This is a genomic window from Actinomadura kijaniata NBRC 14229 (assembly GCF_001552175.1).
Classification (GTDB): Bacteria; Actinomycetota; Actinomycetes; order Streptosporangiales; family Streptosporangiaceae; genus Spirillospora; species Spirillospora kijaniata.
On sequence record NZ_BCQR01000240.1, the window covers coordinates 1 to 13,780 of the forward strand.

The 13,780-nt window shown below is 68.3% G+C and carries 10 protein-coding genes and 1 pseudogene; 3 read left to right on the top strand and 8 right to left on the bottom strand.

Annotated elements, in window-relative coordinates:
• Nucleotides 1–258 (top strand): annotated as a pseudogene (locus AKI01S_RS53080) (hypothetical protein); the annotation flags it as partial.
• The gene (locus AKI01S_RS45460; protein WP_218010063.1) at nucleotides 194–589 is read left to right on the top strand and encodes a pentapeptide repeat-containing protein; all 396 of its coding nucleotides are present in this window, start codon (nucleotides 194–196) and stop codon (nucleotides 587–589) included. The pseudogene AKI01S_RS53080 and the gene AKI01S_RS45460, both read left to right, overlap by 65 nt.
• A gap of 456 nt (nucleotides 590–1,045) precedes the next feature.
• On the opposite strand, the gene AKI01S_RS45465 is transcribed toward AKI01S_RS45460, so the two are convergent.
• The 7 genes from AKI01S_RS45465 to AKI01S_RS54510 form a co-directional block, all read right to left on the bottom strand.
• Entirely contained in the window at nucleotides 1,046–1,615 is a 570-nt protein-coding gene (locus tag AKI01S_RS45465; RefSeq protein ID WP_067832509.1) for a hypothetical protein, read from the bottom strand.
• A gap of 176 nt (nucleotides 1,616–1,791) precedes the next feature.
• The gene (locus AKI01S_RS45470; RefSeq protein ID WP_067832510.1) at nucleotides 1,792–3,408 is read right to left on the bottom strand and encodes a phospholipase D-like domain-containing protein; all 1,617 of its coding nucleotides are present in this window, start codon (nucleotides 3,406–3,408) and stop codon (nucleotides 1,792–1,794) included.
• Between the two features lie 11 nt (nucleotides 3,409–3,419).
• Complete coding sequence (locus AKI01S_RS45475) at nucleotides 3,420–6,569, bottom strand: hypothetical protein (protein ID WP_067832511.1); 3,150 nt, start codon at nucleotides 6,567–6,569, stop codon at nucleotides 3,420–3,422.
• Between the two features lie 64 nt (nucleotides 6,570–6,633).
• Nucleotides 6,634–8,202: a hypothetical protein gene (locus AKI01S_RS45480; RefSeq protein ID WP_157420612.1), complete on the bottom strand. Its 1,569-nt coding sequence runs from the start codon at nucleotides 8,200–8,202 to the stop codon at nucleotides 6,634–6,636.
• A gap of 3 nt (nucleotides 8,203–8,205) precedes the next feature.
• Entirely contained in the window at nucleotides 8,206–9,303 is a 1,098-nt protein-coding gene (locus AKI01S_RS45485; RefSeq protein ID WP_067832514.1) for a LamG-like jellyroll fold domain-containing protein, read from the bottom strand.
• Between the two features lie 789 nt (nucleotides 9,304–10,092).
• Nucleotides 10,093–10,881, bottom strand: a complete 789-nt coding sequence (locus AKI01S_RS54050) for a ParB N-terminal domain-containing protein (RefSeq protein WP_084000889.1) — start codon at nucleotides 10,879–10,881, stop codon at nucleotides 10,093–10,095.
• A 620-nt stretch (nucleotides 10,882–11,501) separates the two neighbouring features.
• Nucleotides 11,502–11,630: a hypothetical protein gene (locus AKI01S_RS54510; RefSeq protein WP_281186214.1), complete on the bottom strand. Its 129-nt coding sequence runs from the start codon at nucleotides 11,628–11,630 to the stop codon at nucleotides 11,502–11,504.
• 275 nt (nucleotides 11,631–11,905) lie between these two features.
• Here AKI01S_RS54510 and AKI01S_RS45505 point away from each other — a divergent pair, with 275 nt between their 5' ends.
• Nucleotides 11,906–12,826, top strand: a complete 921-nt coding sequence (locus tag AKI01S_RS45505; RefSeq protein ID WP_157420613.1) for a hypothetical protein — start codon at nucleotides 11,906–11,908, stop codon at nucleotides 12,824–12,826.
• On the opposite strand, the gene AKI01S_RS49965 is transcribed toward AKI01S_RS45505, so the two are convergent.
• Nucleotides 12,823–13,721, bottom strand: a protein-coding gene (locus AKI01S_RS49965) for an IS5 family transposase (protein ID WP_245682063.1) whose coding sequence is annotated in 2 segments (ribosomal slippage) — nucleotides 12,823–13,320 and nucleotides 13,323–13,721 — 897 coding nt in all. Because the reading frame shifts where the segments join, the coding sequence is not laid out codon by codon here. The genes AKI01S_RS45505 and AKI01S_RS49965 overlap by 4 nt on opposite strands.
• Nucleotides 13,722–13,780: the final 59 nt, after the last annotated feature.

Sequence of the window (13,780 nt, forward strand, 5' to 3'; positions counted from 1 at the left end):
GCCATCGAACAACTCGGCTCGGCCAAGCCCGAGGTGCGGATGGGCGGCATCTACGCCCTGAAACGGCTGATGGACGACTCCGACCGGCCCGACCAAGACCGCCGCACCATCATCGAGGTGCTGACCGCCTACGTCCGCAGTCACGCACAGGACAAGCCCCCCCCCCGCCGGTTCGGACAAGACCCGCTTGGCCGTGGACGTCGAATCGGCCTTGATCGTGCTCGGCCGCTCCCGCTCCAACTCCGAAGCAATCACTGATCTCCGCAACGCCGACTTCCACGGCAAGAACCTGGCCGGCATGGACCTGTATCGCGTGAGGATGTCCGGCGCGAACCTAACCGACGTGAACCTGGGCAGGGCGAACCTGACCAGCGCGGTCTTGCGCGATGCGGTCATGGTCAGCGCGGGCCTAGCCAAAACGAGGCTGATCGGCGCCAACCTGACCGGCGCCAACCTGACCGGCGCGGACCTGACCGGTGCGAATCTGGCCGATGCGGATCTGAGCAGTGCGGATTTGCGATGGCACGCTGGTCCCTCGGCCGAACAGATCCGCAAAGTGGCCCACACCGATACCGGCACGCGTTTTTGAACACCGTCGGCACCCCAGCATGTGCCGAACAGCGGATGTGCGCCGGTGGAACTGTCAGGTGAGCCCGTCCGGGACGGATGCGGACGGACGGGACGGACATGCGAACGGATCACGTTCATGCAGGCCAGCAGGAGCGAGTGTCCGTCCCGAACGGTTCGAGTGCCCAGCGACCCCACAACCAAGATCAGGGACGGACACGGACGGCCCGGTGCATGGAGGGTGAACTGCGAGAACGCCAGTGTCGCCCGTCGGCCCGGTCAAGATCGCGAACGGGCCGGGACGGACACCGCGAGGGGTCGGAGCAGGGGCGCGGGACGGGCACACCGGTCAGCCTGGAACGACGTGACGAGCTTGTGGTGCACGGCGTTGCTCTTGCCGGGCTGCTCTTCCACATGCCCCTTGTCCACCAGTACGGCCAAGGCGGCGCGCACGGTGGTGGTGCGTCCGCCGACGCGCTCACAGATCTCGGTCTTGGTCAGCGACCGGTTCGCGCGCCAACGCGTCGGAGATCTTGGCCATCAGGGCGGTAGGCCGGAAGGGCTTGCGGTCCCCGGCGTTGGGCGCCTCCAGCTCGGCCTCCACGAACCCCTTGGGGTGGGAGGCCAGTTTCAGGTCGGCGAACCAGCGCATCCCGCCGGCCGAGTGCACGGCGTGGCGGCGCAACTGGCCGGGCCGGTCCTTGGCGATGTAGAGGCCCGAGCGGCCGGTGATGCCGGTCCCGAACGGCTCGCGGTTCTCCATGGTGTAGGCCGCGCCGTTGATGATGTTGAGCTTGTGTACGCCGCCGATGGCGTAGCGGCCGCAGCCGTCGCGGTCCTTGACCACGTGGTCCAAAGTGGTGACGGCGGGGCCCTGGCTGGCGATCCTCCGGGGGAGGATCAGCCCGAAGGTGGCGATGTCGGTGTTGTCTTTGAGCTCCAGGCCGTGCAGCGACACGGCCTCGGTGATGCCGTCCAGCACCGCCAGGGTCGGGTTCAGGTCGCCCAGTGCCTCGGTCAGGTCTTCGCGGTTGCCCAGCGCCAGCACGCTGGCCTCGGGGCGGATGTAGCCGAACCGGCCACCCAGCTCGCCGGCTGCGTCATCGCAACGACCATCGGCATGCCCGGCAACCCGTCGCGGTCACCGCACCCCTAACCGACAGGCCAGCCGGAGCATGGAACAGCGCAAAGATCCTGCTCAACAAGAGCCCTCTACCCGACCGGTCAGGGCTGCGGGCCAGGGCCCACGTAGGCGCGGACGATGCGGCTGCGGGTGCCATCAGCGGCAAGCACCGCCGGAGTGAAGCCTGTGGGTTTCCCGGTCGTGAACCAGGTGCCGTCGTTGCGTCCCCAGGCGGGGCGCCACATGCCCAGCGCGATATCGAGATCGTCGAGGTCCTGACGGAGTGGGCCGGAGGTGGCCGAATGGTTCAGCCCGAGGTGTTCGGCCCACAGTCGGGCTCTCAGGTCCTTCACCAGGTCGTTTTCGGAGACGATGGCCGCCTGCAGCTCGCTGTCGATACCGATCATGGAGCGGGACTGTAGGTTGGCCGAGCCGATCGCAGCGAATGCGTCGTCGATGACGCACAGTTTGGTGTGCACGGTCATGCCCTCCAGCCGCCACACCGCCAGCCGGTCCGGGGCGATCTGGGCCAGCTGGTCCAGCTGCCGGTTCAGCGTGCGGTTTTTAGGACCGGGAAGCAGGTCACCGGGGTCGGCGTAACCCGATCCGATCATGATGAGGACGACACCACGTTTGATCGCCGCCTCCAGGTGCGGAAACAGCGAGTACTGAGCAAGGCGGCGTCCGCCTAGAACGACGTCCACGGCGGTCCAGACGGCGTGGTCGAGCGGGCCAGGCAGCGGCGGGTGGTCGGCCAGGAACTGGTCCTCCAGGTAGATGTAGCGTTGTGCGCCGTCGATGGCGTGGGTGAGGGTCTGGAACACCTCGGTGAGTTCACCGCCCCCGGCGGTCCGCCAGGTCTGCTTCTGAAACGGGCGGTTGAGTTTGGTCTTGAAGCGGCTGCGGAGAATCTGCACGCTGGTCCCGGCGTTGGGTTGCGGCGGTGGCTTCACGGCGGGCAGGTCCGGGACGGGCGTCGTGGTTGGCGGCGTGTAGCGGACGAGGCGCGGGATCTTGTGGGTGATGTCCTTGACCAGCAACATCGCCGTCGGCAGCGTCGATGCCTCCAGCCAGCGGTCGCGGAAGTTGTGGTAGGCGGCCAGGGCCGCGCCGCCCTCCAACCGGACGCCGCCGTCGTGCCAGCCCCACTGCACGCTGGTGCCGGGCAGGGTCTGGGTGTTGTGCGGGGCTTGGTCGACCATCAGCGGGTTGATGTCGATGCCCGCCAGGAACGCCACCAGGTGGTCATTGCGTCGGACGACGATGGCCTTTTGGTGGTTGCTGCCGGTCATCTCGGCACCTGACCAGTCGTACAGGACGCGGTCGGCCAGCGGCGGGGAGGCCGCGCCGGGCGGTCGGCGGGACCGCAGGTGCTGCATGGCCTCATAGCACGTGCCGTAGCCGGGGGCGCCGAGCGCGCCCAGGTACTGGGCGCCGTTCAGGACCAGGCGGACGTCCACGCCGTTGTGGGCCTTGTCCGCCAGCAGGTCGGCAACAGGCAGGTGCGCGGGGTCTCCGGGGGCGTGGCCGGTGAGGTCCAGGTTGGGGTCAAAGAACCATCCGGCGAGGTAGACGGCGTCGCCGGACTGGGTGAGGGCGATCTCGTCATGGGCGGCGCGCAGGTAGCCCACGCCGTCGACGCAGAACTCGACGGCCGTGGTCTCGTCGTCGCTGGGCAGGTTGGCGAAGTAGCGCTGTTTCAGCGTCGCGAGGGTCATGGGAGGGGTTCCTAGGTGGGCCATGGGGGGCGTTGCTTGCCATTGATGTTGCCGGAGGTGTTGCCGAAGTAGGCGTCGCCGATGCCGGAGATCACGCCGATGGCGCGCAGGAACCAAAAGCCGGTGTCCTCGTCGGGTTTTTCGTAGTTGGGAGTTGTCCGGATCAGACTGTCGTTGACCATCGCCCAAGCCCCGGTGTACTGGTACAGCTCGATCTCGGCGGTCTTCACCCAGGGCACGGTCGCGTAGTCGCGCACGCGCGGCGGCAGCAGGGCCCAGTACTGGTCGACGATGACGTCGGCGTTCAGTCCCGCCGTCTCGACGGCGACTCCGCGCCCGCGGTCGGGGTTGTCCCAGTCGGTGCTGTCGATCATCCAGATGGTGACCTGCTGGCCGTTGGCGCCGGTGTCGCGCAGCACTGCGAAGTCGGCGGTGATGAGGTCCCATTCGTCCTGGTCGCGGGTGGGGTAGCTCTGGGACGTGGCGATGTTCGCGCCGGTGCGGTTCAGCCGTCCCGGCCAGAAGGAGGCGTACACGACCCGGTCCAGCCGAAGGTCACCGCCGCTGATCGTGACGGTCTGCGAGGACGGGGCGAGCCATCCGGCCGGGGAGGGCCACATGACGTCGCCGGGTGGTGCGCTGCGGCGCACGTCGGCCAGGTCATCGGCGAGGATGACGCCGGTGCGCAGCGGCAGCGACGACAGGTCGAGGCTGAGGAGGCCCGTCCCGGCGAACTCCCCTGTGCAGCGGTGCTGGTCGAGCATCGCCCACACCCAGCCGTGTCCGCTGCCGCCGACTCGCGCGAGCCTGAAGGCTCGCCGTCCCGGCCCGGCGGTGCTCCGCACCATGATCTGGTCGGGCAGGTCGGCCAACAGGGCGCGCACCCGCGGGGCCGGGCGCAGCACCGCTGACCGGTCGGCGCCCAGCAGGACACGCATCTCCTCACTCATCAGCCACCGCCGGTTCTCGGCGTAGCGCAGGCTGCGGCGTGGCCGGGACGGGTCGAAGGAAAGGTCGAACGCGAGGAACGCCTGCCCCGGTCCGTTCGGTGACGGCGACCGGAAGTCGGTGATCCCTTCGATGCGGACCGCGACGGTGTCAAGGGTGTCTGGTCGAGGCGGGGTGTTGGCCAGCACGCGGGTCGTCTGCCGCACCACCTGCGGATGGATGCGAGTGGCCAGCCGCCGGTCGCGCGCGGTCGCGGCGCTGGCCACCAGGGACACTCCCTTGCGTGTCGAGGGCCGTTGGAGTGCGCCCGATGCCTCCAGCGTGACGTCAGGGGCGACGACGGTGAACCGGTCGTCGACCGACGGCGCCGCCGGGAACGCCTGGGTGGTCACGCGGGTGGCGAAGACGCCGGTGATGGTCCGCGCGACGCCGCAGTTGACGCCCGTCTCGTACCGCAGCGACATGCCCTTGATCTCGGGCGGGAACGCGGTGCCGGGCGCAGCGGTATGGGTGTCCACGGTCAAGGGGGCCACGGCCTTGCCGGTGATCTCTGGAAGGCGGGACATCATGACGTATCGGCCGCGCAGCGGCGCGTTGACCAGCAGCCGGGCAAACACTCGCGCGAACTGTCCCAGTGGGTTTCCGCCATAGGCGATGCGGTCACCGGTGAGCGCCATCGCGGCGGCGGGGGTCACGGTGACGTCGAGACCGGTGTCGTAGCGGGCCCGTACCCTCAGGTCGGGTGGGGTGACCGGCGTCCATGCCTCGGTGATGGCGGTCCCGTCGTCGTGGCGGGCGCGCAGGTGGCGCAGGCGCCCAGTCAGTCGCACGTCGGCCGACCCGGTATCCAGGTCGATGTTCGCCCTGAGCACGCCCTGCGGGTTGTTGTCGCTGACCGGGTCCAGGCCGGAGGAGCGTGCATCGAGGAACAGCCTGCCGGAGCGGCGCACCGTGACGCGCAGCGAACGCGGTGGTGGCGCGGTGTCGCCGGTGCGAGGCATGCCGAGGATGAGTTCTGCGTCGGCCGTGGTCTGGCTGCCGTCCTGGGTGTGGCGCAGCCGCAGGTTCTCCAGGGTGTTGATCGCCAGCCACAGGTCGTTACCGTCGTCGTACTCCCCCACCACAGCCTGCCCGGGGAGCGGCGGCGGATTCATGAACTGCACATTCCACATGCCGCGCAGCAGGTGGGCGTTGAGCGCGAGCCCCGTCGCGGGGGTCCCGGCTATGGGCTGGCCAAGGGCGACACTCAGCCGCAGCGGCGCTGGCCCCCACGACACTTTCAAGGGACGGGCCGGCAGGTCCAGTTCGGCGGTGGCGCTGGCCAACCCTGCCAAGGGCAGGGGTAGGCCTGCCCCCCTGACATGCACCCGCAGCGGACCGTTGGCGGTGACGTCGGCGGTGGTCGCCTTGATGTCGGCGCTGAGGCGGTCGGGCATCAGGTCGACGTCGCCCGCCAAGCGCAAGTAACCCCCGGCCCCCTCGTTCTCGACATCGAAGCCAACCGTCAACGGCCCAGGCGCGGTATAGCGCAGCGACGTGCCGGTGGGCGCGGTGTCGACCTCCACCCGCAGCGGGTTCGCGTCGGTTAGTGCCAGCGGGCCGCCATCGTCCTGCCCCAGGAGCAACCGGGCGTCAACACGGTCGATCGCCCTGGCGAGGTCGGCGGTGCGAATACGGTTGTCGGGACCCGGCACGCGTTCGGCCTCGATGATCGCCACCGGACCAGTGATCATTCCGGTGTGGAACCGCACACCCGGCGCCGCGCCGGCGGTGGACAACCGCACATCCAGATGCGTCTCGGCGTCCTTGGCCCGCTGTGTGAGGTCGACTCGCAGCCGGTCGGGGGCGACGGTCTCCTGTGCACCCTCGAACCCAAAGAACGCAAAACGCATGGATGCGGGCGGGCTACCCACGGGGAAGACGCCGCCGTCGATGCCGATGAACACACGGGCCGACAGTCCGGGCACGCCGTTGCCGCGGCGTTCGAAGGTCACAGCCAGGCCGTCAGGGGGCAGGGCGAGGTGGGGGGTGAACCACACCCGCAGGTCGGCCCCGCCGGAGCCGTCGGTGTCCAGGTCGTTGGCCAGGCCCGGGGTGAGTAGGAAAAGTTTGCGTTGGGCGCCGACCTCGGTCTCGGCATAGCAACGGAACCCTGCACCGACCAGGCCACCGATCAGGTCGCCGAGGCTGCTGCGCAGCTTGTCCCACCACATGGTCAAGGCCCCCTTTCACCGTGCTCTCCGCCCTTCACCGTGTTGCGCTGCGGAGGTTGCCGGGTCAGTTCGGACGTGGGACCAGCCCCCGCGCCCAGGCGCGGGCCAGGCCGACGGTGTTCCAGTAGCCGGGGGTCCGGCCGGAACGGTCGGCCCGGTAGGAGCCGGGCGACCAGCGGGTCGCGCCAGCCGGGACGGTGACGCCCCACCGACCAGAGAAGTTCCACCAGTAGGGAGTCTCGATGAGCGGCGGCGCGACGCCGGGATCGTCATCGTCGGGCCATGCGGTCTGCGGCGGGTCGCGGTCGAAGCCGTTGATGAACCGCAGCAGCGTTGTCGCGGGGTCGTCGATGCGGCGGCCGTCGGCGAGTACCTGCCCGGGGGCGGCCACGGCCGCCGGGGAGGCGATGGAGCCCGCACCATCGCCACCGGGCGTCGCTGGGTCGATAGGTGGGCCCAGCTCGCCGTTGAATTGGTCGTTGTGCAGGCCGAGCAACACGGTGATCAGCCATGCCAGCAGCACGAACAGGTTCAGCGGGGGTGGCAGCAGGAGCCCGAGGATCAGCAGAAGCTCGCTGCCGGGGAAGTCGTCCTGGGTGGGGTCGGACACGTTCAAGCGGGTGCTTTGGGATGCGCCGCCGCCCGGGCCGTCGTAGTTGTCCACCCCGCCGGACGGCGCGGCGAACAGCAGCTGGTGGCGACCCCGCGAGACATAGACGCGGGGATGGGTGTCCAGGCGGTTGGTCTGTGACCAGGCACGGCAGGACGCCAGATCCGACATCGTGTCGTGGTCACGGCTAAGCGCGACCGCGACCGGCGGTTCGACGATCTCCAGTTCGGCGGGGTGACCGGCGCCGTCCGGCCCGGCGGTGAAGAACACCGTCGCGGCCTCCCACTGGCCCTCGCGCGGCCAGTGACCGATCGCCAGCGGCCCATCGGCGTCGCTGTCTCGCAGCGGGAAGAACAGATGGTAGGTCAGGGCCACCATGCGGCGCAGCGAGTCGGGGTCGGGGCCGGGCGCAAAATCGCGGGCGGGGCCGCCGTCCCGGTCGACCTGCTCATCGACCGTCAGGTAGTCCGCGCACCACCGGATCTCGGCGTACACGGTCGGTGTGGTGGGCTGGTCGGCCCACAGCACCGGCCGGTTGGGACGCGACTCAAACTCCGGCCAGTCGCGCAGCGGTTCCATCGCCGCCGCCAGCTCCCCGAATGCCGCCAGCAGGTAGTCGCGGTCGCCGCGCGTGCACGCCTGGTCGGCCCAGCCGCCAAAGGTCAAAAACAGGGTCGGCGACGCCCACCCGGGCCGATAGGAGGTGTGGCCGATGGCGTCGGTGCCGCGTCCGTCGCGGCGCAGTGGTGCGCCCGCCGCGCTGGGACCGCCCACCCGGCGACCGGGCGGTTCCCCCTCCATAATCGCTGTGCCGCGGTGGTGGGGCCCGGTGCCCTCTTCGGGCGGTGCGCCAAGGTCGCGAACGGCCGTCTGGCTTCGCGCGGGCTGCCACGCAGCGCCCGACACGTGCGACAGGTACGACTCGACCTGGGCGGGGAACACTCGCTCGCCGGTGCTGAACACAAACAGCGGCTCGTAACGTTCGGCCAGCGCGCGCAGCTGATCGGGGGTCGGGGGAGGCATCATTCACTCCGATCCCGTGTCGTCGAGGCGGCGGAACGGTTCGGGCGTCGCGACCTGGTCCCACGGGTCGGCGGACCCGCCGGGGACGGACCGCGAGTCCGAGTCACGGCGCGGGCCGAAGGTGTCCAGGCACAAGGCGCGGGCCAGGCGGCCCAGTTCGCGGGGGCCCCAGCCGAGTCCAGTGGCCAGTTCGGTGATTCGCTGCGTCCAGTGGTCGCGTTCGGGCCGGCCCGCACTGGCGTCGATGACGGCTGCGCCGCGGGCGCGCAGCGCATCCAGCCGTGCGCGGTCGCGCCGGTCCAGGGCCGTGCGGACGGCGGCCAGGATGGCGGCGAGCGCGACAGCCTGCTGGGGGTCTGCGGTGCGCACGGCGGCCAGCAAGTCCAGGTTGGCCTGTTGCCCCGCGCGGGCGGCCTCAAGCACTTGCCGCCAGTCGATGTCGTTGCCGCGCAGGTCGGCAAGGATCTCATCGAGTGGTTCGAGGTCAGCTCTACAGCAGCAGTCGAGGAACTGGGTGACGGTGGCCACGGGATCGTACCGCCACAGTTGCAGTTCGCCGATGTTGCCCTTAAAGACGTACTGAGAGCTGTCCGGCCAGCGGCCGATGGCGACCCCGAGCGAACCCACCGGCCGGACGGGGCCAGGGACGTCGTCGCGGACCGCCACGACGCGGCCGTCGGTGTTCAACCCCAGCGTGCCGACGCCGTCGTGGACCATCTCGACTTCGTGCCAGGTGTCTGGCTGGACCGTCCTGTCGTCGGCGACGCTGGTCCAGTTACCCGCCGCGTCCACGATGGATCCAGTCAGTCGTCCGTCGCCGCTGAGGAAGAACGCGAAGCTCAGGTAACCCTCGACAAGGTTGCGGCGTGCTCCGTCCCAGGCCGGGACCCGGATCTTCATCCGGATCCGAAGGGCACCCAGAGTCTGCAGCGTCGGCGACACCGGCACCAGGATGCCGCTACCCGGCTCGTCGAACACATAGCTGCCGCTTGCGTCCCCAGTGCCTGGTGCGACCCTTTCAGGGTACCCGTGGTTCCCCTTTCCGGAGACGTCGAAAGTGCTGCCACCGATGTAGGTGTGGTGCATCACAAGCTGATACATGACACGACAGTCCGAAAATCGGCCAATAATGCAAAGAGAGGTGGCACGTGCACGACGGCGTGGCACCCTTCTGGCGGGTGCCGTGCAGCGCAAGTAGTGACTCCTCTGTCTTATCCCAGCCCACCCGCCTAGACAAATACCGAAAAGAACTGGACCGTGCCACGGCCGACTCCGGACATCCAAGAAAAATCATTCACCAATGGAGATCGATTCGAGAGAGATCATTCTTGGAGAGAGACTGCGGATGTTCTTGTGACCAGTAGGGGAAGCCGTCGTCGGTGGCTTGGTGTCGTCGGTGGCCGCGCCGGGCTGGGAAGTGCCGGTCATCTCGTGCAGTTCATCAACTGATGGTCCAGTTGAGCGCGGCAACCCGTTCGATGGTCTGGATGTCCTGGCGGTTGAGGCCGATCTACTTAAGCAGTACGACGACGTGTTCGGCGTGGTCCCGTTGGGGTGTCTCTACTCCCTCCCCGGGCCGGGGTCGATGCGGGGGCCGGGCTGGCGGCAGGCGGGCGGCTGCGGGGTGCGGGTCTTGGCGGTTTCGTGCCTGCCGCTGGTAGTTCAGGATGCGCGCTGCTGGTTCAGTCGTTCGATGATGGGGACGCCGTCGAGGGCTTTGTTGTTGAGCTCGGCGGCGCGTACGGCCTCAGGGTCGGTGTCGAGCAGCTCGTCCCATGAGCGGGCGTTGGTCCCGGTGATGACGTGGAGTCGGGCCTGGTCGCTGCGGGTGGCGTGATGGGCGTCACTGGTTTGCGCGTCGGTACGGCTGGGGTGTTCCAGCTTGGCGGCTTAGGCGAGGGCCTCGGCGGCCTGCTGGCTGGCCTCGGTGTCGGCTTGGGCGGCGCGGCCGCGGAGGTGGGGTGCGGCTGGGGGAGGGTGCACGCCGTGGCCAGGGCACTTGATGTGCTGGTCGTCGGTCAGCGGCGCCCCCCGCTCTTGACCGGGGTGACCTACCCGCAGCCTGCTGAGCTTCACCGTCCCGTGCGGGAGCTCGTCGGTGACCGAGATGCCGTCGGCGTCCAGCTGGGCGTGCAGCCGCCGATGAGCGATCTGATCGGCGCGCTGCTGGCGGATCATGGCGGCCTCGTGCTCCAGCGACCTGCCGAACCGTTTGGCCCGCAGCAGCTGCTCGGTGGCCGGCTCATCGTCAGCGAACTCCTGCACCAGGGCGTACTCGGTGACGGTCCACTCCTCGGCGACCTGGTGCAGGTCCTCCACGGTCTCATCGCTCAAGCGGCCGGCCTTGAGGTGCTGGCGCACCTGGTCGGCGGACAGCCCCGCCCGCTGGCGGATCTGGGTGCGGGTCACCCCGGCCTGGTGCGCTTTGAACAGGGCGCGGGCCTGCTCGCGGGGAGTGTGGTTGATGCGATGGTCATCGGCGTTGGTCCGGTACATCGTCAAGAACCGGTCGGCGTCGGTGGTCCCGGTGGCCAGCCGGTAGGGCACGTGGGTGCGGCCAGCCTTGCACGCCGCCTGCCAGCGCCGGTGCCCCTCGACGATCCAGCACATGCCCGGGTCATCGGGGTCGGGCCGAATGATCAGGGGAACTTCCACGCCGTCGCGTTTGATCCCGGCCACGAACGAAGGCTTGAGCTTGAGGTCGCCGCGGGGGTTGTCGGGGTCGGGTTTGAGTCACGTCACCTCGATCATCGGCTGATCGACCAAGTCGAGCGCCACGCCGCCTCCAGCGGGCGTGGTTTCGCTCGGCTCCGTGGTGACCGCTTCCGGCATCTCTACCGCCGTGCTCATGCGCAGAGCACCTCCGTGATGAGGGTTTCACCAGGAGGGCCGTGGTCCGGCTCCCTGGTCCAGCGGGAGCCGTTCGGCCTTGCCGGGGCGATAGGGCCCGCAACCTCACGGCCCGGGGCGTACCAAGATGTTTCCGGCGAAGACGGAAAGATCTTGGTACGCCCCGGGTGAGCGCAGCGAACGCGAGGTTGCGGGCACCGACCCGGTAAGGCAGGCTCCTCCGCTGGACCAGGGAGCCGGATCATCGGCCCGCTGCTGATCTAGGCGAGCAGCGCGGTAAGAACTCGCCGCAGTTCACCGGATGGGCCGCCTGAAGCCCCGCACCGACACTGGTTGTCAGTTTCTCCAGCCTGCGACGCCCGTCACACAGCGGCAGGTCCCCTCCGCTCCGCCGAAAACGCCGCCGCCCTCCCGTCGGGGAGGGCGGAGGCGTTGCAGGGGTGTTATCACTAGCGACGGTTGATGATATTGATCATCGTATTGATCGCCAGAAGCAGCACGCTGATGAGTGGCACAAGGTCCGGGCGAAGGATCGCCGCCATGGCAATGATACCGACCGACATCAGCGCAGCCCCCATGGCGCCGCACATCCTGCGCCGCTGCCACAGGAGCTGGATAAAAGATCTCAGAATCCGAATGGCGGCCCTCAATGGATCTCCTTCGCACTGGAACCAGGCAGCCGTAACGCTGCTGCTTCCTTGTTAGAGGAGACAGAGGAGATGAAGAAGCGCCGCAGGTGTGCGCTTATAGCCGTGGACGCCTAGATGCGCAGACATGGCCGTGCGCCGAAACGTGCTTACGTGCACGCAGCCGCGTACCTGGACAACCGTGGAATTGAGGGCAGTCTGGAACCATGGACCTGAGCCACAAGCAAAGCCTGCCCTTCCCCTACAACCAAGATCTCTCCCCGGTGGTTCGCCGGGTTCGTGGAGCCTCCCCCCTGAACCGAGGACGCAAGGCCAACCGCATCGAAACCGCGTCCTACCTCAAGGCCGGTATGACCCTGCTGACGGGAGCGATGGGAACACCTGAACGAGCGCCCACCGACCCAGAGAATCCAGACTCGGTTGAACGCCCGCTACTCAAGCTCCTTTCACACAAGGAGATCATCAAGACTTTCGCCAGAAACCCCGAACCGTTCCTGCGGCAGGGCAGCGAGGGACAGTTCAGGGCCACCTGGCTGACCAGCTCCGACTACATCGCCGATCTTCTTCGTTTCGCCCTCTGGTCGAACCATTACGTCGGCCAGCACAGCGAGAAGATCGAAGAGCTGGCAGATCAACTCACCTATGCCCCGGACTTCGCCGCAGCGGCACACGAGCTGTGCTACTGGGATGTGCTGACTCTGGCCGAGATGCCCATGTGGCGCGTCCAACTCCTGGCAAGTGCCTCAGCCGAGCAAGATCCCGGCATCTGCCAGGCGCTGTCCGACAACTATGCGGATATTCTCCAAACCTGGCAGCCCGTACACATTCGGACATGGGAAGGTCGCGGGCTGCGGCTGCGCAAGGGCATCACCTTCGACATCCTTGCGCTGTTGTTCACCGCGCTGGCTGAAGGCCTCGCCCTCCGCATGGTCGCCGAGCCCTCGGCACCCATTCTCGATCATGAAAGCAAGCGCTCGTTGTACGGGACAGCCTGTCTCGCGCTAGCAGTGGGACTGTCTGAGTCGGTCGACCGCCCCGATGGACTCACACTGGAAGAAGTCGTTGAACAACTGATCCGATCAGCCCCTCCAGAGCCACCTGACAATGAGCCCTATGACCGGCGCTAGGGCGTGTTTTGTGGTTCTTGGTTGAGCCACAGGATCAGGCTGGCGATGGTGATAGCGGCGCGGTAGTGGGCGGCGAGCTTGTCGTACCGGGTGGCGATGCCGCGCCACTGCTTGAGCCGGTTGAAGCAACGCTCGATCACGTTGCGGCGGGCATACAGAGCCGGGTCAAAGGCGCAGCGGCGGTGGCCGCGGCGGGCCCGGGCCGCTAGTTGGTCGCTGCGTTCGGGGATGGTGTGGGCGATGCGGTGCTGTCGCAGCCAGGCGCGGATCAGGTGGGTGGAGTAGCCCTTGTCTGCGATCAGGTGACCGGGCCGGGTTCGCGGCCGGCCCGGTCCCTGCCGCGCCACTGTGATCGCCTGCACCACCTCGGTCAGTCGGGTGCAGTCGTTGACGTTGCCCGCGGTCACCGTGAACGCCAACGGCAGCCCACGGCCATCACAGGCCAGGTGGACCTTGCTGGTCAGCCCGCCTCGGGACCGGCCGAGCGCCTGGTCGAGCGCCTGGTCGAGCGCCTGGTCGAGCGATGCCCGCTTCGTCCCTTGCGGTTCCCCCTTTTGCGGGCGCCGGCGGCGTGCTGGTGGGCGCGCACGATGGTGGAGTCCACACAGGTGACCGACCAGTCCACCGCCCCGACCGCATCGTCGTGCACCTGGATGTGGGCCAGCAGCCGTTCCCAGGTCCCATCAGTCGACCAGCGACGAAATCGCTGGTAGAGGGTCTGCCAGGGACCGTAGCGTTCGGGCACGTCCCGCCAGTCGGCGCCGGTGCGGATCTTCCACACGATCCCGTTGACCACCTGCCGGTGATCACGCCATCGCCCGCCTGGGCCGGTGTTGACCGGCAGCAACGGCTCGATCCGGGCCCAGGCCTCATCGGTCAGTTCATGACGACGCACCATTCGTCCATCACAACCCGACCCGCAGATCCACATCCACCGATCCACAAAACACGTCC

Excerpts from the sequence above, each read along its gene's own strand:
- AKI01S_RS45470 (WP_067832510.1), bottom strand. The coding sequence starts at position 3,408 with ATGACCCTCGCGACGCTGAAACAGCGCTACTTCGCCAACCTGCCCAGC.
- AKI01S_RS45475 (WP_067832511.1), bottom strand. The coding sequence starts at position 6,569 with ATGTGGTGGGACAAGCTGCGCAGCAGCCTCGGCGACCTGATCGGTGGC.
- AKI01S_RS45505 (WP_157420613.1), top strand. The coding sequence starts at position 11,906 with ATGGACCTGAGCCACAAGCAAAGCCTGCCCTTCCCCTACAACCAAGAT.
- AKI01S_RS45485 (WP_067832514.1), bottom strand. The coding sequence starts at position 9,303 with ATGTATCAGCTTGTGATGCACCACACCTACATCGGTGGCAGCACTTTC.
- AKI01S_RS54510 (WP_281186214.1), bottom strand. The coding sequence starts at position 11,630 with ATGGGGGCTGCGCTGATGTCGGTCGGTATCATTGCCATGGCGGCGATC.
- AKI01S_RS45480 (WP_157420612.1), bottom strand. The coding sequence starts at position 8,202 with ATGCCTCCCCCGACCCCCGATCAGCTGCGCGCGCTGGCCGAACGTTAC.